General features: G+C 72.7%; 18 protein-coding genes. 8 read left to right on the top strand and 10 right to left on the bottom strand.

Annotation, left to right across the window (positions count from 1 at the left end; genetic code table 11):
- A partial coding sequence (locus tag ACWDRR_RS41665; protein ID WP_449777532.1) for a solute symporter family protein occupies positions 1–608 on the bottom strand: 608 nt, incomplete at its 3' end.
- Positions 605–970 (bottom strand): DUF485 domain-containing protein, encoded by a 366-nt coding sequence (locus ACWDRR_RS41660; RefSeq protein ID WP_449777531.1) that lies wholly within the window; start codon positions 968–970, stop codon positions 605–607. The genes ACWDRR_RS41665 and ACWDRR_RS41660, both read right to left, overlap by 4 nt.
- 789 nt (positions 971–1,759) lie before the next feature.
- Here ACWDRR_RS41660 and ACWDRR_RS41655 point away from each other — a divergent pair.
- Both ACWDRR_RS41655 and ACWDRR_RS41650 read left to right on the top strand, forming a co-directional pair.
- Positions 1,760–3,727 (top strand): RICIN domain-containing protein, encoded by a 1,968-nt coding sequence (locus ACWDRR_RS41655; protein WP_449777530.1) that lies wholly within the window; start codon positions 1,760–1,762, stop codon positions 3,725–3,727.
- Between the two features lie 334 nt (positions 3,728–4,061).
- The gene (locus ACWDRR_RS41650; RefSeq protein WP_449777529.1) at positions 4,062–5,555 is read left to right on the top strand and encodes a hypothetical protein; all 1,494 of its coding nucleotides are present in this window, start codon (positions 4,062–4,064) and stop codon (positions 5,553–5,555) included.
- A gap of 21 nt (positions 5,556–5,576) precedes the next feature.
- Here ACWDRR_RS41650 and ACWDRR_RS41645 read toward each other — a convergent pair whose 3' ends face one another.
- A complete protein-coding gene (locus ACWDRR_RS41645; protein ID WP_449777528.1) occupies positions 5,577–6,425 on the bottom strand; it encodes an amidohydrolase family protein in 849 nt (282 codons plus the stop codon).
- 270 nt (positions 6,426–6,695) lie between these two features.
- Between ACWDRR_RS41645 and ACWDRR_RS41640 the strand changes: the two genes are divergently transcribed.
- Positions 6,696–7,379, top strand: a complete 684-nt coding sequence (locus ACWDRR_RS41640; RefSeq protein WP_449777527.1) for a FadR/GntR family transcriptional regulator — start codon at positions 6,696–6,698, stop codon at positions 7,377–7,379.
- A 73-nt stretch (positions 7,380–7,452) separates the two neighbouring features.
- On the opposite strand, the gene ACWDRR_RS41635 is transcribed toward ACWDRR_RS41640, so the two are convergent.
- The 5 genes from ACWDRR_RS41635 to ACWDRR_RS41615 form a co-directional block, all read right to left on the bottom strand.
- Positions 7,453–8,436, bottom strand: coding sequence for an aldo/keto reductase (locus tag ACWDRR_RS41635; protein ID WP_449777526.1), 984 nt, complete (start codon positions 8,434–8,436; stop codon positions 7,453–7,455).
- A 61-nt stretch (positions 8,437–8,497) separates the two neighbouring features.
- The gene (locus tag ACWDRR_RS41630; protein WP_449777525.1) at positions 8,498–9,268 is read right to left on the bottom strand and encodes an SDR family oxidoreductase; all 771 of its coding nucleotides are present in this window, start codon (positions 9,266–9,268) and stop codon (positions 8,498–8,500) included.
- Positions 9,265–10,314, bottom strand: coding sequence for a zinc-dependent alcohol dehydrogenase (locus ACWDRR_RS41625; RefSeq protein WP_449777524.1), 1,050 nt, complete (start codon positions 10,312–10,314; stop codon positions 9,265–9,267). The genes ACWDRR_RS41630 and ACWDRR_RS41625 overlap by 4 nt, the downstream gene beginning before the upstream one ends.
- A gap of 63 nt (positions 10,315–10,377) precedes the next feature.
- The gene (locus ACWDRR_RS41620; RefSeq protein ID WP_449777523.1) at positions 10,378–11,763 is read right to left on the bottom strand and encodes an enolase C-terminal domain-like protein; all 1,386 of its coding nucleotides are present in this window, start codon (positions 11,761–11,763) and stop codon (positions 10,378–10,380) included.
- A gap of 563 nt (positions 11,764–12,326) precedes the next feature.
- The gene (locus tag ACWDRR_RS41615) at positions 12,327–13,388 is read right to left on the bottom strand and encodes a LacI family DNA-binding transcriptional regulator (protein ID WP_449777522.1); all 1,062 of its coding nucleotides are present in this window, start codon (positions 13,386–13,388) and stop codon (positions 12,327–12,329) included.
- Positions 13,389–13,850: 462 nt separating this feature from the next.
- On the opposite strand from ACWDRR_RS41615, the gene ACWDRR_RS41610 reads away from it, so the two are divergent.
- The 4 genes from ACWDRR_RS41610 (at position 13,851) to ACWDRR_RS41595 (ending at position 19,587) form a co-directional block, all read left to right on the top strand.
- On the top strand, positions 13,851–15,188 hold the full coding sequence (locus ACWDRR_RS41610; protein WP_449777521.1) for an ABC transporter substrate-binding protein: 1,338 nt from the start codon (positions 13,851–13,853) through the stop codon (positions 15,186–15,188).
- Positions 15,185–16,084, top strand: coding sequence for a carbohydrate ABC transporter permease (locus tag ACWDRR_RS41605; protein ID WP_449777520.1), 900 nt, complete (start codon positions 15,185–15,187; stop codon positions 16,082–16,084). The genes ACWDRR_RS41610 and ACWDRR_RS41605 overlap by 4 nt, the downstream gene beginning before the upstream one ends.
- Positions 16,085–16,088: 4 nt before the next feature.
- The gene (locus tag ACWDRR_RS41600; protein WP_449777519.1) at positions 16,089–16,985 is read left to right on the top strand and encodes a carbohydrate ABC transporter permease; all 897 of its coding nucleotides are present in this window, start codon (positions 16,089–16,091) and stop codon (positions 16,983–16,985) included.
- A 61-nt stretch (positions 16,986–17,046) separates the two neighbouring features.
- Entirely contained in the window at positions 17,047–19,587 is a 2,541-nt protein-coding gene (locus tag ACWDRR_RS41595) for an RICIN domain-containing protein (RefSeq protein ID WP_449777518.1), read from the top strand.
- Positions 19,588–19,638: 51 nt separating this feature from the next.
- Here ACWDRR_RS41595 and ACWDRR_RS41590 read toward each other — a convergent pair whose 3' ends face one another.
- Positions 19,639–21,660, bottom strand: coding sequence for a beta-galactosidase (locus ACWDRR_RS41590; protein WP_449777517.1), 2,022 nt, complete (start codon positions 21,658–21,660; stop codon positions 19,639–19,641).
- A gap of 498 nt (positions 21,661–22,158) precedes the next feature.
- Between ACWDRR_RS41590 and ACWDRR_RS41585 the strand changes: the two genes are divergently transcribed.
- Complete coding sequence (locus ACWDRR_RS41585) at positions 22,159–23,079, top strand: LysR family transcriptional regulator (protein ID WP_449777516.1); 921 nt, start codon at positions 22,159–22,161, stop codon at positions 23,077–23,079.
- Here ACWDRR_RS41585 and ACWDRR_RS41580 read toward each other — a convergent pair.
- A complete protein-coding gene (locus tag ACWDRR_RS41580; protein WP_449777515.1) occupies positions 23,069–24,523 on the bottom strand; it encodes an aldehyde dehydrogenase family protein in 1,455 nt (484 codons plus the stop codon). The genes ACWDRR_RS41585 and ACWDRR_RS41580 overlap by 11 nt on opposite strands.
- Positions 24,524–24,673 lie beyond the last annotated feature (150 nt).

The raw sequence follows: 24,673 nt of genomic DNA, 5'->3' as shown, positions 1-24,673 counted from the left end.
ATCAGCAGCACGGCCTTGACGATCTGCACCCAGGTGGTGCCCTTCATGCCGCCGATCACCACGTAGACCACCATCAGCGCGCCGACGGCGACGATGGTCCAGCGCTTGGCGCCGTCCCCGCTGACGCCGAGCAGCAGGGCGACGAGGGAGCCCGCGCCGACCATCTGGGCGAGCAGGTAGAAGATCGACACCACGATGGTGGAGATGCCGGCGGCGGTGCGCACCGGGCGCTGGCGCATCCGGAAGGCCAGCACGTCGGCCATGGTGAAGCGGCCGGAGTTGCGCAGCGGTTCGGCGACCAGCAGCAGCGCGACCAGCCAGGCGACCAGGAAGCCGACGGAGTAGAGGAAGCCGTCGTAGCCGTAGAGGGCGATGGCACCGGCGATGCCGAGGAAGGACGCGGCGGACATGTAGTCGCCGGAGATGGCCAGGCCGTTCTGGAAACCGGTGAAGCCGCGGCCGCCGGCGTAGTAGTCGGAGGCGTCCTTGGTCTGCCGGCCGGCCCAGATCGTGATGCCGAGGGTGGCCAGGACGAACAGGCCGAAGAGCGTCATGGTCAGGCCGCGGTGCTCGGTCGCGGAGCCGGCGGCGAGCAGGGTGGTGGTCATGAGTCGGCCCTCCCGGGCTCGGTGAGTGCCCCGGCCGTGCGGCCTTCGCGGATGGCGGCGGCGGGCGGGTCGAGGCGGCGGTCGGCGTAGCGGGCGTACCAGGCCGCGATGGTGAAGGTGCTGGCGAACTGGAGCAGACCGAGCGCGAGGGCGACGTTGACGTGGCCGAACAGCTTGGTGCCCATGAGGCCGGGGGCGTAGTTGGAGAGCAGGACGTAGAGCAGGTACCAGAGGATGAAGCCCGCGGTCACCGGGAACGCGAAGCCGCGGAAGGAGCCGCGGAGCCGGCGGAACTCCTCGCTCTGTTCGAGGTGTTCCAGACGGTCCGGTATGGCCGGCCGGTCGGTCGAAGGGGTTTCCACGGGTGTCTCCTGGGTGAGCGGGTGCGGTGTCGGAACGGGGGCCGGAGGGGCTGCCGCGTCGGTGCGCGACGGGGCTGCTCGCGGGGCGGTGCCCGGTCGTCGTCGGGCCCCTCCCACCGGCGAGTTCGTTTCTGCGGCGTATCCCAACTCGCGCGGGCGCACACCGGTAGGGATCGCACCGGAGTATGCGGTGAGCGGTCGCATTCTGCGGCGAGCGGTGCGCCGAACGGTCGAACGGGATCGGGCCCCCGGGACCGCCCACCGGGGCGCGTGGAACGGCCGAGGTCACAAGGAGGTCTCGGCTGTTCCACCCCTTGACGGTGGTCCCGATCCGGGGGTGTCATGTGCCTCATCGCGATCGAGCACCTCGATTCCGAGTGCTTCGGCGATGCTCTCCCGGGTGTCGACCGGCCCTGTTCATGGGCCGGGCTCTCCACTGACGCCCGGTCACTCCTTCCGGGCCCCCATCCGCTGGTCGAGAACCGCCGCGTGAGGGTGGGACCCCGGATCGGCCGACTTCTCGAACGAGTCCCTGCCATCCGAGGGGTCGTGACGAACGGTCATCAACGCCCGGTTCTCAACAGCCCGGCCGGCCTTGCCGACGGGTGACTCACCCACCCCTCACCACGCGCACCCGGCCGTCGGCCCGTGCCAACAGCCGCGACCGCCGACCCGCCGTCCGGGTCCGCCGTTCCATCTGTCCCGCGGAACCGGCACTGTCGCTCCCCGAGCCCCTCAGAACGATCCGACCAGCACCCTGTAGGACAACCAGGCAAGGAGTACTCATCCATGTTCAGGAGAACCACCTCCCCGCCGCCGGTCGAGGGCCGCAGCCCTCGACACGGGGCGCCCTCCGGACGCACCGTCCCCACTCCTGTCGGCCGCCCGGTCGCCTCGTTCGTGGCCGCGCTCGCCCTGATCACGGGTTCGGCCACCGTGTTCCCCGGCCTGTCGGCGGCGGCACCCGCCGCGGATCCCGCCCAGGGCCCGTACGACCTCGCCAAGGACGCGCCGGTGTTGATCGTGCTCGGCCAGAGCAACGCGGAGGGGTGGAAGGCGCCGATCACGGACGCCGCCGATGTGGCGCAGTGTCAGTCCTTCAGCCACGTCAAAGGACTGAGCCGGACGAACAACCGGGCGGCCGGAGCGACGAAGGCCACCTGGTCGCCGTACACCTGTTCCGGCAGCAACCTCGGCGCGGAGTACGGGAACGGCCTCAACTACAACGTCGCGTCGGCGACCGCGCTGCGCTGGGAGCGCGCCGCCAAGGGCACGGCCCTGCCCGACCTCAACGTGATCCACCTGGCCTGGGGCAGCCAGGGCGTCCAGGGCAACGACCTGGCGAGAAACCTGTGGTGGCCGGACCGCAACCCGACCGACGTCCAGAGCCTGTTCCCGCTGGCGGTGAACACGATCGCCAACGGCCTGCGGGCCCTGCAGGAGGCGGGCAAGCGACCGCGCGTCATCGGCCTCCACTGGAACCAGTGGGAGGCCGAAGCCGACAACCCCGCGACGGCCGGCGCCGGACAGGTCCGCCAGGCGCTCCTCAAGGTCCTGGAGCCGTTGCGGACGATCACCGGCGCCTCCACCGCCCCGGTCTTCCTCTACCGCCCGCGCGCGAACGTCTACGACGCGACGCGGACCCGGTACGTCACGGAGGCACTGACCGCCATCGCCGGCGGGCCCGCGCCCCATTCCTACCGGCTCCTCGACCCGGCGGACGCCAGGTCGGCGACGGGCACGCCGCTCTACCAGCCCGCCGACCCGCCGAACTTCGGGATCTTCAGCGACGGTGTCCACTACACCCGCGCCGTGCAGGAGTGGTACGCCGAGCAGCAGTGGAGGACCGTCTTCACCGACCAGCGGTACGGCGCGCCGGTCAACGCCACCGTCAACGCGGCGTTGCGCAGGCCCGCCACCCAGTCCTCCACCAACCGGGCCGGCGTGGAAGAGGCCGGGAACGCGGTGGACGGCAGGACCAGCGGCGTCTACGCACAGGCGACCCCCAGCTACACCAGGAACGAGGCGCAGCCGTGGTGGCAGGTCGACCTCGGTGCGAAGCAGCGGATCCGGTCGGTGGAGCTGTTCAACCGCACGGACGGGTTCTTCGAACGCCTCACCGACTTCGACGTCATCGTGTCGGACACCGATCTCACCGGCCGTAGTTGGGCGGACATCCAGGCCGACCCGGCGGTGAGGAAGATCCGGATCAAGGGCACCGCACCGCAGAAGCTGACCGTCGCCGTGGGCGCCGACGGGCGGTACGTCCGGGTGCAGCTCGCCGGCACCGACCACCTCACCCTGCCCGAGGTCCAGGTCAACGTTCCGGTCGCGACACTGCCGGCCGGGTACCGCACGGCGACCGTCGCCGGGACGAACCACGTCATCGACGTGCGTGCCGGTAGCGTCGACGACAACGCCCAGATCATCCGCTACCCGAACGTCGGCAGCTCGAACCAGCGGTTCGAGTTCAGGCCGCTGGCGGACGGTCACGTGCGGATCGTCAACGAGAGGAGCGCCAAGGCCCTGGCCGTGGAGAACGCGTCCCGGGCCGCCGGAGCGAAGATCATCCAGCGTACCCACACGCCCGGCGGCCTCGCCGACGACGAGTGGCGCGCGGAGGACGCCGGCAACGGACGCGTGCGCCTGGTCAACCGCCACAGCGGCCTCTACCTCACCGCGGGCACCGCCGAGATCACCCAGTTCGAACAGCGCCCCTACGACGGCAGCGACCTCCAGACGTTCAGCATCGGCTGACGCACTCTCGGAAGCAGTCCCCTGGGTCGCCGGCCGCAGGCAGTCCGCAGCCCGCGGCCCAGGGGCAGCCCCGAGGCTGCGACCGCTGTCGACGCGCACCGACCGGCACCGGAGTTCGAGTAACGGTCCCATAACGGAGCGGGATGGAACGCCCCACCCGTCACTCCTCCTCCGGAGAGCCGAGGGCGGCCCTCCGGAGGAGGCCCTTCGCGTTCGAGGGACATCCCGTGGAGCGGCGCAGCTCGGCCGGCTCTCACCCGACGTCGATCGAACTGGGCGAGGCCCCCGCCGCGATGCGAGTCCATCCGCACGGGGACAGCCGGACAGGACCTGCATGCCACCCACGGTCGGAGCACTGACCGATGCTCAGCTCCAGGCGCTACTGCCGTCGAAGAGCCTGGGACAGAGCGCCGTCGATGAGCTGACGCGTCGCCACGGCGACGTGATCCTGGCCTGTGTACTGGGGCTGAGCGCCAGCCCGGACGACGCACGGGCGCTGGCGGCCGAGGCCCTGGCCAGAACCGTCGACGCCTACGGCCGGGGCGCGACACCCGGCCCGTCCTGGATCGTCTCGCTCCTCGGCGAGGCCCGCTACCTCGCCGCGAGGAGCGCGGAGGCGGGACGGCGCGGCACCCTCGCGCCGGGTTTCCTGGACTGGTTGGACCAACGGGCCGCGACGCACGGCGGTCACCGGGCCGCCCTGTCCGCGGCCGAGGAGGAGAGCCCGCTGCTGCGGTCGTTGGCGACGCTCACCGATGCGCAGGTGGCGCAGCTGTGGCGGGGCCTCGTCGCGCTGCCCGGGTCGGACACGCCGTGCGTCCAGGCCCGGCAGACGCTCGCCGACGCGTATGTGCGCCTGTACGTCGCGGTCGTCCCGGAGCGGCGCTGCCGCCACCTGGCCGTCCCGTTGTCCGAGCGGGTCGCCAACGACGCGCCGGAGACCGCCGATCTGACCCGTCACCTCACCCGCTGCGCCCGCTGCCGCAGGGTCCTGGAGGACCTGGAGGCCGTGTACCGCTGGGACGTCGACCTGCTGCGGCGGCGGCTGCTCATCGCGTTCGACCCGACGTCCACCGGGTCCGGGCCCGACCGGTCCGGACCGCCGACAGCGGTGGTGCCGCCCGGCGCGGCGCCGGCCGACCCGGCACCGGCCGAGGTCCCCGCCCGGCTGACGCGGCGGCCGGTCACGGCGGGAGGCCTGCCCGCGCGCTACCGGCGACGGGGCATGGTGACGGTCGCCGGTGTGGCGGTGGTGGTGGCGGCGGTGGTAGTGGTGGCGTTGGTGCTCGGACGTCCGGGCCGACCGGATGAGGGCCACGTCGCGGACCCACCCGCTCCGGGCACACCGACGGCTTCGGAGGCGCCGCTCCCACGCGCCTCTCCGCCGGCTCCGGACGAGGCGCCGGCCACCGCCGCGCCGTCTCCGACGCCGGCGGCGAGCCAGTCGCTCCACACCCCGTCGGCGCTGCCTTCCGTCCCACGCCTGCCCGCGGAGTCGCCCGCCGTCCCGTCCCGAGTGCCCTCTTCTCCCGCGCCGTCCGCGACATCCGCCGCCGCGACTCCGACGCCGGAGGTCCGCCCCCTGCGCCGCGGAGACGCGGGGCCGGCCGTGGTGCGGATGCAGGACCTCCTGATCCGGGCGAACTGCGTACCGGAGAACGTGCCCTTCGCCGATGGCGGCTTCGACGACGCGACCGCGGAGTTCCTGATGGACTTCCAACGTGCGGCCGGCATACACGGCGGGGAACGGGACCGCACGGAGTACGGACCGCAGAGCCGGGAGGCCCTCGAAGGTGTCGGGGACCGTGACGTCTGCCGGCGTGCGTAGGCGGGGGCCGCGGCGGCACGCTCAACGCGGACGCCCGGACAGCCCGTAGACCCGGGCGGCGTTGCCCCCGAGCACACCGGTGACCTCCTCGGCCGGCAGGTCGGAGAGCGTCTCGCGCACCAGGTCCAGCCAGTCGCGGTAGCGGGTCGCGGTGGTCATCACGGGCCAGTCGCTGCCGTAGAGGCACCGGCCGGGCCCGAAGGCGTCGACGGCCTCGCGCAGGTACCGGCGCAGCAGGGCGGGCGGGGTGGTGCGGTGGGGTGTCTCGGTCGCGAGGCCGGAGAGCTTGCACACCACATTGGGCCGTCCGGCCAGCTTGTGCAGCGCGCGCCACCAGGAGTCGTCGGCGGAGCCGCCGGGTGTCGGCTTACCGAGGTGGTCGAGGACGATGGTGGTGCGGGGGCACGCGGCGGCGAGCTCGTCCAGGGCGGGGAGTTGGTGCTGGCGGACGCAGGCGTCGAAGGGCAGGCCGGCGTCCGCGAGCAGTGCCAGGCCGGCGCGCAGGGACGGGTCCGCGGTGAACCCGTTCGGCTCGTCCTGGAGGAGGCGGCGCACTCCGACGACGAACGGGTCGGCCGCGAGCCGCGCGATCCGCGGGTGGTCGCGGCTGTCCTCCAGGGCGAGGTGGGCCACCATGCCGCGGATCCCGGGCCGGGTGCGGGCCATGGCGCGGACCCACTCGACCTCGTCGCCCGCCTGTTCCGGTCGGCGTCCGGCCTCGACCACGATCACGTCGACGGGCCCGCCCGCGGCGGCGGCGAGGTCCTCGGGGCCGAACCTGCGGCGCAGGGCGGGATCGGTGAGCCAGGGGTAGTCCAGGTGCGCCGGGTCCCACAGGTGGACGTGGGAGTCGACGGTGACGGAAGGCATGGTCGCTGCTCCGGTGTGAGGTCGGTGTCGTCGGTTCTGGGGCACAGAGATGGGATGAATTCTGAGCTCAGCGGCGAAGGAGCGCCCGGGGCTCCCGCGCGTTGCTCGGCAAAGTGCCAGGCACGCCCACTACTTGCTCTCCGGCCAGGGCCGTCCCTGAAACCTGTTTCCCCGGATTGATTGGATCGATCTGATATCCTGGTTCGATGGTCACCGGCGGGAGCGGCCGGGTGGCCGACCGTCGAACCCCTGCCTCTGGAGTGTGCGTCGATGTCCTTGACCGACATGGCGATCGCCCGTATTCGGGAGCTCATCCAGTCCGGGGAGCTGCAGCCGGGGTCGAAGCTCCCGCCCGAGCAGCAGCTCGCCACCGAGCTGGGGTTGTCGCGCAATCTCATGCGGGAGGCGGTCAAGGCCCTGGCCGTCTCCCGGGTGCTGGAGATCCGGCGCGGTGACGGCACCTACGTCACCACGCTGGAGCCCGCGCTGCTGTTGGAGGGGCTCGGCAGCGCGGTGGAGCTGTTGCAGAGCGACACCCTGCTCGAACTCACCGAAGTACGAAGACTGTTCGAGCCCGTGGCCACCGGGGTGGCGGCCACGCGGATCTCGGCGGCGCAGTTGGGCGAGGTGGAGCGGCACCTGGACGCCATGCGGGAGTCGCGCGACGATCCCGAGCGGCTCAACGCCCATGACGCGGCGTTCCACCGGGAGGTGATCGCGGCGACGGGCAACCGGACCCTGGCGACCCTTCTGGAGGGGATCTCCAGCCGGACCCTGCGGGCCCGGATCTGGCGGGGCATGGTCGACGACGACGTCGCCGACCGTACGGTGCAGGAGCACGAGGCGATCTTCGACGCCCTGTGCGGCAGGGACGCCGCACTGGCGCAGGCCGCCGCGCTGATGCACGTCACCACCACCGAGCGTTGGTTGCGCGAGCACATGCTGGCGGATTGAGCGGGACCGGGGCCCAGCCGCGCGCGCCGGCGGGGCCCCGGACCTCTCTCCATCCCCCTTCCCTGGAGCGGCGCTACCCGGTCGGTGCGTCGAGCCTGATCAGGCGTCGGGCCCGCAGCTCCTCCCACAGCCCGTCGGGGACCGGCCGGCCGTGGAGGGTGGCGTTGCGGACGACCTGTCCAGGGGTGCGCATGCCGAGGGTGACGTTGACGACGGCGGGGTGGTGGAGGGGGAAGGCGACGGCGGCCGCGGGCAACGTGGTGCCGAACGCCTCGCAGACGTCCGCGATCGCCCCGGCCCGGGCGAGGAGTTCCGGCGGGGCCGGGTGGTAGTCGTAGGTGAGGTTCGCCGTGGGGCGGTTCCGGGAGAGCAGGCCCGAGTTGAACACGCCCACGGCCACCACGGACTTGCCCAGGTCGAGCGCGGCCGGCAGCACGTCGTCCAGCGCGCTCTGGTCGAGCAGGGTGTAGCGGCCGGCCAGCATCACGACGTCCGCCTCGGTCTCGCGCAGGAACCGGGCGAGCAGGGCCGATCGGTTCATTCCGGCGCCGATCGCGCCGACGACGCCCTGGTCGCGCAGCTCGGCGAGGGCGGGCATCGCCTCGGCGGCAGCCTGCTCCCAGTGCTCGTCCGGGTCGTGCACGTAGACGAGGTCGAGGCGGTCGAGCCCGGTGCGGGCGAGGGTGTCCTCGATGGAGCGCAGGACGCCCTCCCGGCTGAAGTCCCAGCGCCTGGTGTGGTCGTCCGGGACGGCGAAGCCCTCCGGGTCACGGCCCCGGGGCCGCTCGTTGGGGACGAGCAGCCGGCCGACCTTGGAGGAGACGACGTAGCTGTCACGGGGCCGGCGGGTGAGCGCGGTGCCCAGCCGGCGCTCGGACAGCCCGAGGCCGTAGTGCGGTGCGGTGTCGAAGTAGCGGATACCGGTCTCCCACGCGGTGTCGACGGCGGCCTGGGCCTCGTCGTCCGGTGTGGGCCGGCCGAGGTTGCCGATGACGGAGGCGCCGAAGCCGAGCTCGGTCAGCCCGACCTGGGTGCCGGCGATCCTTCGGTACTGCATGGTCCCCTCCCGGGTGTGTGGCCCACTGGGCGGGCCGTCGGTCAGCGGCCGGCGGTGACGGTCAGCGGCCGAGCCAGCCGCCGTCGACGGGCAGGACGGTGCCGTGGATGTAGGAGGCCGCGTCGGAGGCGAGGAACACGGTGGCGCCCGCGAGGTCGTCGGGGCGGCCCCAGCGCCCGGCGGGAATGCGGTCCGTGATGGCCGGGCTGCGGACCGGGTCGTCCCGCAGGGCCCGGGTGTTGTCGGTGGCGATGTAGCCGGGCGCGATGGCGTTGACGTTGACGCCGTGCCGGGCCCACTCGTTGGCGAGGGCCTTGGTCAGGCCGGCGATGCCGTGCTTGGCCGCGGTGTAGCCGGGGACGGTGATGCCGCCCTGGTAGCTGAGCAGTGAGGCGGTGAAGATGATCCTGCCCCGGCCGCGTGCCACCATGGCGGCGCCGACCGCCCGGGCGAGCATGAACTGCGCGGTGAGGTTGACCTGGAGGACGTCGTTCCAGTCCTCGTCGCCGTGTTCGGCCGCAGGGGCGCGGCGGATGGTGCCCGCGTTGTTGACCAGGATGTCCACCGGTCGTTTCCGCCCGGCGAGGTCCTCGCCCAGGGCGCGGACGGCGGCCGGTTCGGCGAGGTCGGTCCGGACTGCCTGGAAGGTGCGGCCGGTGGCCAGGACCTCCTGTTCGACGGCGCTGCCGCGTTCCTCCAGGTGGGCGCTGACGCCGATGATGTCGGCGCCGGCGGCCGCGAGCGCGCGGGCCATGGCCCGGCCGATGCCGCGCCGCGCCCCGGTGACGACGGCGAGCCGGCCGGTCAGGTCGAAGGCGGCGGGAGTGGTCATGCCGGCTCTCCCTGGGACCGGGGGCCGCAGTCGAGGAGGATCTTCATCACGGAGGCGCCGTTCTCCAGTGCCTCGAACGCGGCGGGCGCCTCGGCGAGCGGTACCACCGAGCTGATCAGACGGGCGGCCGGGACGGTGCCGTCGGCGATCAGCGCCACGGCCTGTTCGAAGTCGCCGCGGGTGTACAACCGGGCTCCGATCAGGGTGAGTTCGCGCCAGAAGAAGCGGTGCAGGTCGATCTCGCGGGGCCTGGCGTGGATGGCGACCAGGCACAGGCGGCCCCGGACGCCGAGCACGCCGACGGCGCTGTCGACGCCGGCCGCCGCGCCGGACACCTCGAAGGCGACGTCGGCGCCGGCCTCACCGGTCCATTCCTCCATCAGACGGGGGAGGTCGTCGGTGTCGGGGTCCCAGGCGGTCAGTCCGAGCTCCCCGGCGATCCGGCGCCGGTGCGCGCCGGGTTCGAGGACCCGGACGTCGGCGCCGGTGAACCGGGCCACCAGGGCGATGAGCGTGCCGACCGGTCCGCCCCCGACCACGACGACGCGCTCGCCCTTCCGCACGGCGGCGCGGGCGACGTCGTGGACGGCGACGGCGGTGGGTTCGACGAGCGCGGCGAGGTCGAGGGGGAGGGTGTCGGGCAGGCGGACGAGGGTGGCCGCGGGGACGGTCCAGCGCTGCTGCATGGCCCCGGGGGAGTCGATGCCGATGAAGTCGAGGTGGTGGCAGACGTGGTGGTGCCCGGCGCGGCAGGCCGCGCAGGTGCCGTCCCAGCGCAGCGGCATCACGGTGACCGCGTCCCCCGGCCGCCAGTCCTCGACCTCCGGTCCCACGCGCAGGATCCGGCCCGACATCTCGTGGCCGGGGACGGTCGGGGTCCCGATCCTGGCGTCCATGTCGCCGTGGAGGATGTGCAGGTCGGTGCCGCAGATGCCGACGTAGGCCGGGGCGATCTCGACCTCGCCCGGGCCGGGCGGGGAGGTGCGCCAGGATCCGGTGACGAGGGTTCGGGCGCCGACGTACCGGACGGCGAGAGAGTCGTTCATGAGGTGGTCAGGGTCCTTCGCTGTGGAGGCCGGTGGTCAGGAGGGGGACGCGCAGGTGGCGGGTCACCGCCGCGCGGCCCAGACCGGGCCGGTGGGGTAGGTGTGGTCGGCGAGGGAGCGCGCGTGCATCTGCGCGCCGAGCCCGGGGGAGACGGGGGCGAGGTAGCGGCCGTCGTGGATGCGGACCGGGTCGACGAAGTGCTCGTGCAGGTGGTCGACGTACTCGATCACCCGGTCCTCGGTGGTCGCGGAGACGGCGACGTAGTCGAACATCGACAGGTGCTGCACCATCTCGCACAGGCCCACCCCGCCCGCGTGCGGGCAGACCGGCACCCCGAACTTCGCGGCGAGCAGCAGGATCGCGATGTTCTCGTTGACCCCGCCGACCCGTGCCGCGTCGATCTGCACGACGTCGACGGCGGCGGCCTGGAGCAGCTGCTTGAACACGACCCGGTTGGCGACGTGCTCGCCGGTGGCGACCTTGATCGGGGCGAGCTCCTTGCGGATCACCGCGTGGCCGAGGATGTCGTCGGGCGAGGTGGGCTCCTCGATCCAGTACGGGTCGTAGGGGGCGAGCGCGCGCATCCAGGCGACGGCGGGTGCGACGTCCCAGCGCTGGTTGGCGTCGACGGCGATGCGGATGTCGGGGCCGACCGCCTCCCGCGCGGTGCGCAGGCGCCGAACGTCGTCCGCCAGCGAGGCGCCGACCTTCAGCTTGATCTGGGTGAAGCCCGCGGCGACGGCCTCGCGCGCGAGGCGGGTGAGCTTCTCGTCGGAGTAGCCGAGCCAGCCCGGGGTCGTGGTGTAGGCGGGGTAGCCGTGCTCCAGCAGCCGGGCGGTGCGCTGCCGGCGGCCGGGCTCGGCGCGGCGCAGGATCTCCAGCGCCTCGTCGGGGGTGAGGGCGTCGCGCAGCCAGCGGAAGTCGACCTGGGCGACCAGTTCCTCGGGCGTCATCTCCGCGAGGAGCCGCCACAGGGGTCGGTCCGCCCGCTTGGCGGCGAGGTCCCAGGCGGCGTTGACGACCGCGCCGACGGCCATGTGCATCGCGCCCTTCTCCGGCCCCAGCCAGCGCAGTTGGGGGTCGTGGACGAGGGTGCGGGAGAAGGTGCCGAGGTCACCGAGGACCGTGTCGACGGACAGGCCCAGCACGTGCGGCGCCAGCGCGGCGACGGCGGCGGCCTGGACGTCGTTGCCGCGACCGGTGGTGAATGCCAGCGCGTGGCCCTCCTGACCGTCGGCTGCATCGGTGCGCAGGACGACGTAGGCGGCCGAGTAGTCGGGCTCGGGGTTCATCGCGTCCGAGCCGTCCAGCTCCTCGGACGTCGGGAACCGGACGTCCAGGACGTCCAGGGCGGTGATGCGGGCGGATGCGGATGCGGATGCGGACGGGGCCGGTGACGAGGAGGGGGTCGGTGACGAGGACGGCGAGGAGGGGGGAGACGAGGACATGACACGGACTCCTGTGGTGTGTGGTGACGGTCCCGCACCGGGGGCGGGGGGTGTCCGGGGCGCGCGGCGGACGGGCGGAGGAGCGGGATGCCGGTGAAGGCGCCGAACATGCGTCAGGAGCGAGAGGGCGGAGGCGCTGGAGCCGAGCGTGGACCTGAGTCGCATGGAGTCTTCCTCGCACTGATCCGCCGGACGACCGGTGGTGGCGTACTCGTCGTGACGATCTCTGTCATATCCATCGAGTGATGGGATGTATATATAGACGAGATTCTTGGCTCGTGTCCAGACCTCGCACCTGAACTGCGTGAACTGGTAGCAGTTCGGCCCGTGCTCTGCGGATCGAACTGGCCGTGCCTCGAAGACATCCCATCAATCAAGAGGTCAAAGAGCTGCGTTGATCGCTCCGGACAGCCGAAGCGCACACGTCGGAGGGCGCGCGGGCGCCGGGTACGGGGGTACCGTGCTTCGGCTCCGGCCGAGGGGAGCCGGAAGCCCGGGCCGTTCGAGTGCTACGGACCGTCAGGCCGGCACGGACCGTCAGGACGTCACGGCCCGCCCGAGCGTTACGGGCCGTCCGGTGCGCCGGGGGGACGCCCCGTGCTGGCCCGCACCACCAGTTCGCTGGGGAGGAGCCAGGGCCGCTGCGGCCGAACCGCCAATCCGCTGCGGAGCTGTTCGACCAGGACGCTGATGCACCGCCGTCCGATGTCGGCGAAGTTCACCCGCACGGTGGACAGCGGGGGAATGGTGTACGCGGCCTCGGGCACGTCGTCGAAGCCGATCACGCTCACCTGGTCCGGCACGCGGCGGCCGGCTTCGTGCAGTGCGCGCAACAGGCCGATGGCCATCTGGTCGTTCGCCGCGTGCACCGCGGTGACCTCCGGGTCGGCCGCCAGTACGCGGCCCAGTTCGTAGCCGGCCGCCGCGGTCCAGTCGCCGACCAGCGGGTCGGGGACCGGCGCACCCGCCGCGGCCAGCGCCGCGAGCCACCCCTCGCGTCTCTGCTCGGCGGCGATCCAGCCGCTCGGGCCGGCGAGGTGGTGGACGGTCCGGTGCCCGAGGTGCAGCAGCTGCTCGGTCGCGCGTCGTGAGCCTTCGCGCTGGTCCGCCGCGATGACGGGGACGAGCGGATCGAGCGAGCCGTCGACGGCGACGACCGGGACCTTGCGGGGCAGGTCCAGCAGCGCCTCGGCGATGTCGCGGTGCGGGGCGATGGTGATCAGACCGTCGACGGAGCGCTCCAGCAGCCGGTTCGCGGCCTCGCGGACCGGCACGTGCCCCAGTGAGCGCATCGGTGCGACGCTCACCATGTATCCGGCTTCCTGCCCGGCGAGGGCGATGCCCTGGACCACGTTCGCGGGGCCGAAGTCGGCCACGTCGTAGGCGATCACACCGATGGTGCGGGTCTGGCCGGTGGTGAGCGCGCGGGCGGCCTGGTTCGGGAGGTAGCCCAGCTCCGCCACGGCGGCGAGCACGCGGGTCCTGGTCTCCGGGCGCACGGCCGGGCTGCCGTTGAGCACGCGCGAGACGGTCTGCTTCGACACGCCCGCCACCCGGGCGACATCGCGCATCACGGCGCTCCCGCTCCCGGGCCGGTCCGTACCGGCCGGTTCGGTCTGCGCCATGGCGTACTCCTCATCCGTACCTGCCGGAGCGACCCTGCCGACATGGGCCAGGATGTTACCGGTACCACCCACCGCGTCAACCCTACCGGGGTGCCGCTGGGACAGCCTGTGGCCGCCGGACGGGTGGGCTTCGCTCGGGCCGGGCGTCCGGTACCACCTCGACCGGCCCGGGAGGGAGGTCGGGCACCTTCTCCTGATGCCCGAACGGCCGCTTCCGGCACGAGGGTTGTCGGTGCGGCGCGGCTCTTCCTGGGTTCTGCGCAAAGTGTTGACAGTGCAAATGTTCCCGGTAACACTCGGCCCACCGTCGCATTTCGGCCTTTGGTGGCCACCCCAGGGGTGGCCCGCCGTGCCCCGGTGTCCCCCTGGCGCATTTCTCCCGGCATGACGGACGAACAGCCCCGTTCACAGGGAACCGCCGCCGCAGGACGTGGGCCGGGCAGCTCAGAGAGGAACAGCCCCATGTTCGCGAACCGTCCGCATCAGCGGGTCCCGCGTGCCCGCGCGCTCGCCGCGGCGCTGACCGCCTGCACCGCAGTGGCCGCCCTCGCCGGGTGTTCCAGCGGCGGCGGTGGTGGCGCCGACAACGCGGAGGCCACCCTGACCGTCTGGACGGACGACACCCGCCAGCCGGCCGTGGAGGCCTACGTCAGAGCCCACCCGCAGGCGCGGGTCAAGGTGGTGCTCACCAGCTACAAGCCCGGTGAGGTCGCACAGAAGATCGCCCTCGCCGACCGGGCCGGCAAGGGGTGGCCGGACGTCGTGTTCCTGGGCTCCCCGTCGGACGTCTCGGCGCTGGCGGCCGCCCCGCTGCGCTTCGCCCAGCCGCTCGACGACCTCGTGCCGGAGCAGACCCGCCGGCAGTTCGCCGAGGGGACGCTGGAGGGCTGCACCTACGACGGGAAGCTGTTCTGCCTCGCCAACGACTCGGCGCCGGTGGTGCTCTGGACCAACGAGACGCTGATGAAGCAGTTCGGCTACAGCGTGCCGAAGACCTGGGCCGAGTATCAGGAGCTGGGCATCAGACTCGGCAAGGAGCACCCGGGCCACCTGATCGGCGGGATCAACGACGTCTCCGGCTACGGCGCGTTCTTCGGGGGAGCGGAGTGTCCCGTCCGCGAGACCACCGGTCCCGCCGACATCAGGATCGACCTCGCCGACCGGCGCTGCACCCGGGTCGCGGAACTCCTGCAGCCCCTGGTCGAGAACGGCACGGTCACCGCCACCAGCCCCTGGGACCCGACGTTCACCGAGGAGGTCGGCAAGAAGAACGCGATCCTCATGTACCCGGCGGCCGGCTGGTTCGGCGAGTACGGCTTCAAGGGCTCGTACAAGATCCCCGACGGGCAGCTGGCCGCGCACTCCGTCCCGGCCTGGAGCGGTGCCGGCGCGGTGACCACGGGCGCCATGGGCGGGGGGCTCTGGGTGGTGTCCCGCCACAGCCGCAACCTCAAGGGCGCCGCCGACATCGCCACCTGGCTGACCACCAGCGACGCCGAGGACGGCATCGTGGCCGCGTCCGCCCTGCCCGCCTACACACCGGCGGCGCGCAGGTGGTGCGCGGCCCGGGCCGCCGACCCCTTCTACGCCGCCGACCCCTGCCCGGCGATGCTCGACGCGGTCGGGAGGATCGCCGACAACTACGACTACATCCGCTTCGAGGGGCAGTTCGCCGACTCCTACGCGCAGACCTTCGTGGCCGCGGCGGCCAGGAAGGGCGACCTGGCGGCTGCGCTGCCGGTGTGGCAGAAGCACCTGGTGCAGGCCGCCGAGAACGCCGGCTACAAGGTCTCCCGGTGAGTCGCAGCGTGCGGGCCGGGCGCCGGGGGCGGTGGGCGGGGCCGCTGTTCGTCGCACCGTACCTGCTGTTCCTCCTCGCCTTCGGCCTCGTCCCGGTGGGGTACGGCCTGTGGACCACCTTCGTGGTCTCCGACCCCTACGGCGGGGAACGCACGGGGACCGACAACTGGACCAGGGTCGCGTCCGACTACCGGCTCGGACCGGCCGTCGAGCACATCGCGCTCTACCTCGCGCTCTGGCTCCCGCTGTTGCTGCTGACGGTCGTCTCGCTCACCCTCCTGCTGCACGCGCGCAAGGGACGCTTCGCCGGAGTGATGCGCCTGGCGTACTACCTGCCGGGCGCCGTGACGGGGTCGGCGGCGGCGATGATGTGGATCTTCATGATCAGCCCGCAGTACAGCCCGGCGGCGCCGCTGCTCCGGGCGCTGGGCTTCGACTCCAGTGCGGAGCTGCTGGGCGGCCCGTGGCTCCCGGTGATCCTGTCGGTGGTCGCCGTGGAGGCGGGCGCCGGGGGGTGGATCGTGATCCTCTACGGGGCGCTCCAGTCGATCCCGGACGAGGTGATCGAGGCGGCCAGGATGGACGGCGCCAACGGCTGGCAGCAGGCCGTCCACATCAAGCTGCCGATCGTCCGCAAGTACCTCGCGTTCATCCTCATCACCAGCTTCGCCGGCGGGACCCAGCTGTTCGTCGAGCCGCAGATGCTGGCGCTGGTGTCCAAGGGCGTCATCAGCGCCACCTGGTCGCCCAACCAGCTCGCCTACGTCTACGCCAGCGGTGAACTCTCCTTCGGCCGCGCCTCCGTGCTGTCCGTCCTGCTGCTGGCCGTCGGCCTGGGCGCGGCGCTGCTCGTCATCTACCGCACCAGGTTCTACGAGACCGACGCCCGGAGGTAGTTCCATGACCCTGATACCCGCGAGGCGGCGCCGGGCGCGCGCCCGGGCCGGCGCCTGGACCCGCGACGCGGTCCTGCTGACGGCCGCGGCACTCTTCCTCGCACCGATCGTCTGGCTCGTCCTGGCCCCGACCAAGACCGAGGAGTCCATCCGCGGCGGATTCCCCTTCTCGGTCGGCTCGCCGGGGAACGTCGGGCGGGCCTGGGACAACCTGTTCGCCTTCAACGACGGCATCATCCTGCGCTGGATCGGCAACTCGCTGCTGTACTCGTCGGCCGGCGTGGCACTGAGCCTGGTGCTCTGCGTCACGGCCGGGTACGGGATGGCGAAGTTCCTGTTCGTCGGCCGGAAGGCACTGCTGATCGCGACGCTGATCGCCATGATCGTGCCGACCTCCGCCACCGTCCTGCCGCTGTACGTGGAGCTCGCCGCGGTCGACCTCACCGGGACGGCCCTGTCCGTGATCCTGCCCCTGGCCTGCTACCCGTGGGGGGTGTACCTGGCCTACACCTTCTTCGCCGGCAGCCTGCCGGACTCGCTGCTGGAAGCGGCCCGGGTGGACGGCGCCTCCGAGCTGAGGATCTTCCTCGCCGTCGCGCTGCCGCTCGCCCGACCGCTGGTCGCGCTGATCGCCTTCTTCGGCTTCGTCTCGGCCTGGACGAACTTCATGCTGCCCTACCTCATGCTCGGCGACACCGAGGACTACCCGCTGCCGCTGGGGCTGAGCGTCCTGCCGATGGAGAACATCGTCTCGGGCAACCCCAACTTCTCCACCGTCGACATCGGGCTGCCCGAGGCGGCGCTGGCGGGCGTCCTGTCCGTGCTGCCGATCCTGCTCATGTTCCTCCTCGCCCAGCGCCACCTGACCTCGGCGCAGTTGGCCGGTTCCGAGAAGGGCTGAGGCACCCCCGCACGCTCCACCCCCTCACCCACCCCACCCCCTGAGCCGCGAGGAGTCCACGATGAAACCCCCGTCAACAGCCCCGCGCAGGACGCCGGCGCGCCGCGTCCGTCCGGTCGCCCGGGCGGCGTCGGCCCTGATCACGCTGCTGGTCGCGGCGGCCGGTCCGGCACCGACCCCGGCCGCCGCCGCCGAACCCACCACCTACCACGTCCGGACGACGGGCGACGACGCCGCGCCCGGCACGGCGGGCGCGCCGTTCCGGACCATCCAGCGGTGCGCCGACGTCGCGGTCGCCGGCGACACCTGCCTGATCCAAGCGGGGACCTACCGCGAGACGGTCACGCCCAGGGCGTCCGGCAGGCCGGGCGCGCCGATCACGTTCGCGACGGCCCCCGGGGCCCGGGTGACCGTGGACGGGACGGACCCGGTCGGCGGATGGGTCCGCGATTCCGGGCAGATCTACAAGGCGCCGGTGAAGCTCGCCGGCACCGCGGCCGCCCCGTACGGATCGGCCAAGTACCCGGCCAACGGGGACCTCTGGGCCAACCAGGTCTTCGCGGGCGGCGCCCTGGTGCCCGAGGCCGCGTACCCGGCGGCCGGCAGCGACCCGTGGCAGGAGTCCTTCCTCACCCAGGGCTTGAGGACCACCCGCTCCGGATTCCCCGACACCTGTTCCGTGCCCCCCTGCACCGCCACCCTGACGGGCACGCTGAGCTACGACCGGTTCGCGGCGCTGGGGGACATGACCGGGGCGACGGTCTACCTGGCGGGATCGTGGGTGGCGAACTCGGCGACCGTCACGGGCGGCACGCTGGACGGCACCAACAAGGTGCTCGACCTGACGTTCCCGGCGAGCGACGGACACGTCGAGCCGGGCGGGGACTCGACGAAGTTCCGCCTCGTCGGCAAGAAGTCCCTGCTGCGGGGCCCGAACGCCTGGTACTACGACCCGGCCGAGCAGCAGCTCTACCTGTGGTCCGCCAACGGCGGCGCGCCCGAGGGAGTGACGGCCAAGCGCCGCAACTACGGCTTCGACCTGAACGGGCGCGGCCACATCACCGTCCAGGGCATCGGGCTGCACGCCACCTCGGTGACGACGGACGACGGGAGCAGCCGGAACGTCCTCGACGGCATCACCGCCGAGTACACCTCCACCTGGCAGACCACCCAGTTCGACAGCACCCTGCCCTACGCCGGCATCTACGACGCCAACCACCACTCCGACAGCGGCATCCTGCTGCACGGCACCGGGAACGTGATCCGCAACAGCGTGCTGCGCTTCTCGATGGGCAACGGCATCTCGGTCAAGGGCAGCGGCCACGTCGTGACGAACAACCTGATCCGGGACGTGGCCTACGGGGGCACCTACACCGCGGCGGTGGCGCTGGAGGTGGGCAGCCGGGACATCACGATCTCGCACAACACCCTGCGGAGCACGGGGCGCGACGTGATCAACATGAACACCAACGCCTACCCCAACGACGGTTACCGCGACATCCGCATCGCGTACAACGAGATGACCGACTACGCGAAGATCAACTACGACCTGGGTGCCGTGTACACCTGCTGCAACACCGCCTACACCGGTACCAGGATCGACCACAACTGGATCCACGACCCGGCTCAGATCGGCAACGGGTTCCACTTCGACAACGGCAGCTACGACCTGAACGTCGATCACAACGTCGTCTGGAACCTGCGCGGCGGAACGGGCGTCTCCTTCGGCGGCCTCGTCGCGTCGGGAAAGAACCTCCCGTACCTGACGGGCACCTTCACCGCCAACACCCTCGTGTCCGCCGGTGCGGACACCGTCTTCCAGTACTACGCCCACCCGGCGCACGTGGCCAACACCGTCCTGCGGAACAACATCCTCGACGGCTCGCACCCCGACGGGCGCCCGTACAACCACATCCCGGGCGGCACCCCCGACCAGACCGACAACCTGATCACCACCCGGAGCAAGGACGGCGGCCTGCCCGACCCGCTCTACCGTGGCGCCGCCAGCGGCGACTTCACCCTCGCGCCCGCCTCGCCGGCCGTCGACGCGGGTGTGCCGGTGCCCGGCGTCACCGACGGCCACACGGGGGCGGCCCCGGACCAGGGCGCGTACGAGGTGGGGCAGGCCGCCTGGATCCCCGGGTGCACCCTCGACGGGTGCGGCGCGGCCGCCGGCAGGCCCGCGGTGCTGGTCAGTGCCAAGAGCGGCAAGGTCGTGGGCCTCCCGGACGCCGGCGGCCCCGCCCGGCCCGCCGTCCAGCAGACGCTGGGCGTCCTCGCCGGCCAGCAGTTCACCGTGGCACCGGCCGGAGGCGGATACGTTCGGCTGGTCGACCGCCGGGCCGGCCAGTGCCTGGTCCCCGCCGGGGGCTCCGGCGCCGACCAGACCCCCGTCCAGGCGGTGCCGTGCGGCACTGACGCGGCCCAGAGCTGGACGGTCGCCGACACCGGCTCCGGGTTCCGGAGCCTGGTCTCCCGGCCGAGCGGCAAGTGCCTGGACGTGGAGGGCGGTTCGACCGCCGACGGCGCCCGGCTGATCCTCTGGCCGTGCGGATCGCAGGCCAATCAGCGGTGGACGGTGGCCAACGTGTCGACCGGGTGACCGACGTCCCCTACACCGTGGTGCCCGGCCCGCGGGCCGGGCACCACCAGGTCACCCGGCGTCCGGGGGCCCCGACTCCCGCACGACGGCGACGCCGCCCGGCCCGACGGTCAGCCGGCCCGCGACCGCCGTGTCCGAGAGCAGCTCGACACCGCCGCACACCACCTCGGCCGCGTCCTCGGTGTGGTTGAGGACGAACAGCCAGCTGCGCCCGTCCTGCGCCCTGCGGCGGACGACCTCGACCCCGTCGCCGGCTCCCGGCGCGGTGCTGCCCACGCCCGCCCCGTCCAGCGCCCCCGCGAGCAGCGCCCGCAACGAGGCGCCCTCGAAACGGGTGGCGGCGTACCGCACCAGGCCGGTGCCCGCGCGGCGGCTCAGCAGGGCCGGCCCGCCCGCCGCGGGGCCGTCGGCGAACCTCGCGTCGACGGCCGTGCGGACCGCGCCCACCGGGTCGGCCGGGTGGACGGCCTCCGCCCAGACCCGCCCGGTCAGCCCGTTGTCGAGGGTCACGGTGGTGTTCTCCCGCAGCGGCAGGAACTCGTCGACCGTCAGCCCGAGCAGCTCCCGCAGGGCGCCCGGGTAGGGCCCGGGGTGCAGCCGGTCGTCGCGGTCGACCAGCCCGGAGAACGGGCCGACCACCAGGTGGCCGCCCGCGTGCACGTACGCGGTGAGCGCCCGCACCGTCTCCGGGGTGGCCAGGTAGTGGGCGGGGAGCAGCAGCAGCCGGTACCGGGACAGGACGTCGGTGGACGCGGTGGCCGGGACGACGTCGCACACCACGCCCTGCCGCCAGACCTCGCGGTGCCACGCCTCGGCCTCCGCCGCGTACCCCAGGTCGACGCTCGGCCGGCCGCCCATCTCCAGGGCCCAGTAGTTCTCGTAGTCCCACAGCAGCGCCACCTCGCCCGCCACCGTCGAGCCCGCGACCTCGCCGATCCGCCCCAGCGCCGCGCCCAGTTGGACGACCTCCTGCCAGATCCGGGTCGACTCGCCGCCGTGCGGGAGCATCGCCGAGTGCCACTTCTCCACGCCGGAGTCGGACTGGCGCCACTGGAAGAAGCAGGCCCCGTCCGACCCGCGGGCGATGTGCGCGAGGCTGTTGCGCAGCATCTCGCCGGGGCGCTTCGCGGTGTTCCGGGGCTGCCACTGGACGGCCGAGGTCGAGTGCTCCATCAGCAGCCAGGGCCGGCCCCCGGCGATCCCGCGCGAGAGGTCGGCGCTGAACGCCAGCCCGGTGTGGGCCTCGGGGTCGGCGGCGGTCAGGTAGTGGTCGTTGGTGACCAGGTCGACCTCCGGCCCCCAGCGGCAGTAGTCGACCCACTTGAACGTCCCGGCCATGAAGTTGGTGGTGACCGGTCGCCCCGGAGAGCGGCGGCGGATGATGTCGCGCTCCCACCGGTAGCAGGCCAGCAGCTCGTCCGAGGCGAAGCGGTAGTGGTCCAGCTGCTGGGCGGGGTTGAGACGGCCCGGCGCGGAGCCGGGCACCCGGACCTGCGACCACGCGCTGTAGCGCTGGCTCCAGAAGGCCGTCCCCCAGGCCCGGTTGAGGCCGTCCAGGTCGCCGTGGCGGGCGCGCAGCCAGGTCCGGAACGCCTCGGCGGTGGTGGGGCAGTGGCAGTGCGCGTTGTAGCCTCCCAGCTCGTTGCCGACGTGCCACATCACCACGGCCGGGTGCTCGCCGTAGCGGCGGGCCAGCCGCGCGGCGACGACGGCGGTGCGCCGCCGGTAGGCCGGCGAGGAGGGGCAGAACCCCTGGCGGGAGCCATGGCCCAGGCGCCGGCCCAGGTGGTCGACGAACAGGGCGTCGGGGTACGCCTCGGAGAACCACGGCGGGGGCGAGGCCGAGGGGGTGGCGAGGTCGACGGAGACACCGCCCTCGTGGAGCAGGGCGATCACCTCGTCCAGCCCGGAGAAGTCGAAGCGGTCCTGGTCGGGCTCGATCCAGGACCACGAGAAGATGCCGAGCGACACGAGGTTGACGCCGGCCCGTCGCATCAGCCGGACGTCCTCGCGCCACACGTCCCGGTCCCACTGGTCCGGGTTGTAGTCCCCGCCGAACGCGAGCCGGGGCACTGCGCCCCACGGTGCGGTGGGTGATGCCGCCGTGAGCGCCGGCCGGGTCTCCGGAGTCGGTGGTGGTGCGGGGGGAAGGTACGGCACTCGTGCTCCTCGGAGAAGTCGTGCGGAAGGGCCGTGCGGCGGTCCTGCGGAAGAGCGGCCGGGCACGGCCGGAAGGGGTCGGCGGCGCCTCGCGGCCGACCCCTACAGTCAACACGTCGATGTGACCGGTATCAACGATCCGAACGGACATCTTCGGTGGTGTGAAGAGCATTTGAGGGGTGCCTTGACAGCCCTCGTGCTACCGGTAACATCCCAGAGGCCGTGCCCGGCGGCTGCGTCCGCTCCGGGCCTTGCGCTTGGTGCCGTGGTCCGCGTTCCATGAGCGGACGCGGAATCCCCTTCCGGTCCACGTCACCCCGATCCACCCCCCCGAACCACCCCGAACCACCCCGAACCACCCCCGAGCCGGTGCTCGGGAGCCGATGACTGCGCGCAGCGGAGGTACCGAGCATGGCGACCCTGATCCAGCTGGAAGTGCTCGTGAAGGTCATCCAGTCCAAGGGCTTCTCGGGGGCGGCGAAGGCGCTCTTCACCAGCCAGCCGGCCGTGTCGAACCACATCCGGAACCTGGAGCGGTCCCTCGGGGCCCAGCTCGTCCACCGCACCAGCCACGGTGCCCGCCCCACGCCGGCCGGGGAGATCGTCGTCGAGCACGCCCAGCGGATCTTCGAGATCCTGGACGGGATGGAGCTCGCCGTCGCCGAGTACCGCGGTCTGGGATCCGGCAAGCTGGTGCTGGCGGGCACGACGACCCTGGGCACCTACCTCCTGCCGCTGCTCCTCTCCGAGTTCGCCCTGCGCGCCCCGAAGGTCTCCTGCCAGATCAGGGTGGGCAACGAGGAGGCGGTCGAGTCCTGGCTGCTGCGCGGCGAGGTCGCCCTCGGCCTGTGCGCCGGCACGCCGCGCGACGAACAGCTCGTCGCCCAGGGCATGTTCGAGGAGGCCATGGTGCTGGTGGCCGAGCCGGGCTCGCCCCTGATCGGCCGGGCCCTGACCCCCGCCGACCTGGCCGACCAGCGGTTCCTGATGCGCGAGGCGGGCTCCGCCACCCGGCGGCTCCAGGAGTCCGCGCTGCGGATGTGGGGGCTGGAGCGCGCCGAGCAGTGGGACATGTGGGGCACGGACACCGTCAAGCAGGCCGTCTGCCGGGGGCTCGGCCTGGCGGTCGTCTCCGAGCACGTCATCCGCCAGGAGACGGAGTCCGGGATGCTCGCCGCACTCACCATCGTGCCGGCCCCGCCCGTCCGGACCGTGTCCCTGGTGAGGCGCTCGGACCGGGTGCTCACGCCGCCGGAGGAGGCGTTCGTGGACCTGGTCGGAGCCGTCACCGAATGGCCGGTGGACGGGCGGGACCGGGGCGTCAGTACCTGATGCAGGCGGACCGCAGGTCGGTGTAGAAGTCCCAGACGTCCGGGGAGCACTCGGGGGCGCCGAGCTGGGAGGCCTTGGCGCCCATGTGCGGCAGGTGGGAGTACGCGCCGACGCCCGGGCGGTTGACGTGGAGCATGCCCGCCTGGAAGTCCTGCAGGGCCTGGAACATCAGGGCCGGGTTCTGGGTGAAGACGGTGCCCGACATCCCGTACTTCACCGAGTTCGAGATCCGCATGGCGTCCTCGTAGCCGTCGCACTCGATGACGGAGAGCACCGGGCCGAAGACCTCCTCCTGGGCGATCTCGCTGTCCCAGGCCACGTCGGTCAGGACGGTGGGCTCCATGAAGTAGCCGGGGGTGTCCAGCGCCGCCTCCTTGCCCCCGCACGCGAGCGTGGCGCCGGCGTCGACGGCGGTGCGCACCGCGGTCAGGCACGCCTGCAGGCGTTCCTCGTTGACCACCGGGCCGATGTCCGCCCAGTCCTGGTCGCCGCGGCCGATCCGCATGGCGGACACCCGTGGCAGGAGGCGCTCCAGCAGCGCGCCGTGGACGGACCTGTCCACGATGACCCGGCTGGTGGCGCTGCACCGCTGGCCGCTCTGGCCGAACGCGCCGTGGATGACGGCGTCCGCGGCCGCGTCGAGGTCGGCGTCGGCGAGGACGATGAGCGCGTTCTTGCCGCCCAGTTCGAGCTGGGTGCGCATCAGCCGGTCCGCGCCGGCCCGGTTGATGGCCTGCCCGACCGGCAGGGACCCGGTGAAGGAGATGCCGGCCACCCGGGGGTCGGAGACCAGGGCCTCGCCCGGGTCGCGGTCGCCCTGGACGAGGTTGAGCACGCCGGCGGGCAGCCCGGCGTCGGCGAACGCCTGCACGAGCAGCGCCGAGGTCCAGGGGGTCAGCGGCGAGGGCTTCAGCACGGCCGTGCAGCCGGCGATCAGGGCGGGGGCCACCTTCCACATCGGGATGGCGACCGGGAAGTTCCACGGGGTGATGAGCCCGACCACGCCGAGCGGGCGCCGGAACGTCATCGCGACCGTGCGCGGCTCCTCGGCCGGCGTCGTGACGCCGTTGATGCGGCGGGCCTCGCCGATCGTGAAGTCCAGGATGGTCAGCGAGCGCGCCACCTCGCCCCGGCCCTCGGAGAGCCGCTTGCCCTGCTCCCTGGTGATCGCCTCGGCGAACAGTTCGGAGCGCTCGGTGATCAGGGCGGCCGCGGCCCGGAGGACCTTGGCGCGTTCGATCGGCCCGACCGCGTCCCAGGCCTGCTGGGTGGCGGCCGCCGCGTCGACGGCGGCGGTGGCGTCACCGGCACCCGACTCCGTGAAGTCGCCGATCACGTCCGTGGTGTCCGCCGGGTTCAGGTTCGGCCGCACCTTCCCGGTCAGCGAGGGCGACCAGCGGCCGGCGATGTGGTTGAGCAGGTGCTCGGGGTGCGGATTCGACATGGACAACTCCGTGGCGAGAGAGGAGGGCAGGGGGTGGCCTTGGCGGCCCGACCGACCGGCCTGCTCACCATGGACGACGTCGCCCGCCTCGGAGTGCCCGCCGCAACAGTGCGCGACTGGGTGCGCCACGGCCGCCTCCGAAAGGCCGGC

The sequence above is a fragment of the Kitasatospora sp. NPDC003701 genome, from assembly GCF_053587085.1.
This window is presented reverse-complemented; position numbering and strand designations above follow the sequence as displayed.

What these genes read in the sequence shown, in the direction of transcription:
- ACWDRR_RS41655 (WP_449777530.1), top strand. Translation starts at nt 1,760, where the DNA reads ATGTTCAGGAGAACCACCTCCCCGCCGCCGGTCGAGGGCCGCAGCCCT.
- ACWDRR_RS41650 (WP_449777529.1), top strand. Translation starts at nt 4,062, where the DNA reads ATGCCACCCACGGTCGGAGCACTGACCGATGCTCAGCTCCAGGCGCTA.
- ACWDRR_RS41645 (WP_449777528.1), bottom strand. Translation starts at nt 6,425, where the DNA reads ATGCCTTCCGTCACCGTCGACTCCCACGTCCACCTGTGGGACCCGGCG.
- ACWDRR_RS41640 (WP_449777527.1), top strand. Translation starts at nt 6,696, where the DNA reads ATGTCCTTGACCGACATGGCGATCGCCCGTATTCGGGAGCTCATCCAG.
- ACWDRR_RS41635 (WP_449777526.1), bottom strand. Translation starts at nt 8,436, where the DNA reads ATGCAGTACCGAAGGATCGCCGGCACCCAGGTCGGGCTGACCGAGCTC.
- ACWDRR_RS41630 (WP_449777525.1), bottom strand. Translation starts at nt 9,268, where the DNA reads ATGACCACTCCCGCCGCCTTCGACCTGACCGGCCGGCTCGCCGTCGTC.
- ACWDRR_RS41625 (WP_449777524.1), bottom strand. Translation starts at nt 10,314, where the DNA reads ATGAACGACTCTCTCGCCGTCCGGTACGTCGGCGCCCGAACCCTCGTC.
- ACWDRR_RS41620 (WP_449777523.1), bottom strand. Translation starts at nt 11,763, where the DNA reads ATGTCCTCGTCTCCCCCCTCCTCGCCGTCCTCGTCACCGACCCCCTCC.
- ACWDRR_RS41615 (WP_449777522.1), bottom strand. Translation starts at nt 13,388, where the DNA reads ATGGCGCAGACCGAACCGGCCGGTACGGACCGGCCCGGGAGCGGGAGC.
- ACWDRR_RS41610 (WP_449777521.1), top strand. Translation starts at nt 13,851, where the DNA reads ATGTTCGCGAACCGTCCGCATCAGCGGGTCCCGCGTGCCCGCGCGCTC.
- ACWDRR_RS41600 (WP_449777519.1), top strand. Translation starts at nt 16,089, where the DNA reads ATGACCCTGATACCCGCGAGGCGGCGCCGGGCGCGCGCCCGGGCCGGC.
- ACWDRR_RS41595 (WP_449777518.1), top strand. Translation starts at nt 17,047, where the DNA reads ATGAAACCCCCGTCAACAGCCCCGCGCAGGACGCCGGCGCGCCGCGTC.
- ACWDRR_RS41585 (WP_449777516.1), top strand. Translation starts at nt 22,159, where the DNA reads ATGGCGACCCTGATCCAGCTGGAAGTGCTCGTGAAGGTCATCCAGTCC.
- ACWDRR_RS41580 (WP_449777515.1), bottom strand. Translation starts at nt 24,523, where the DNA reads ATGTCGAATCCGCACCCCGAGCACCTGCTCAACCACATCGCCGGCCGC.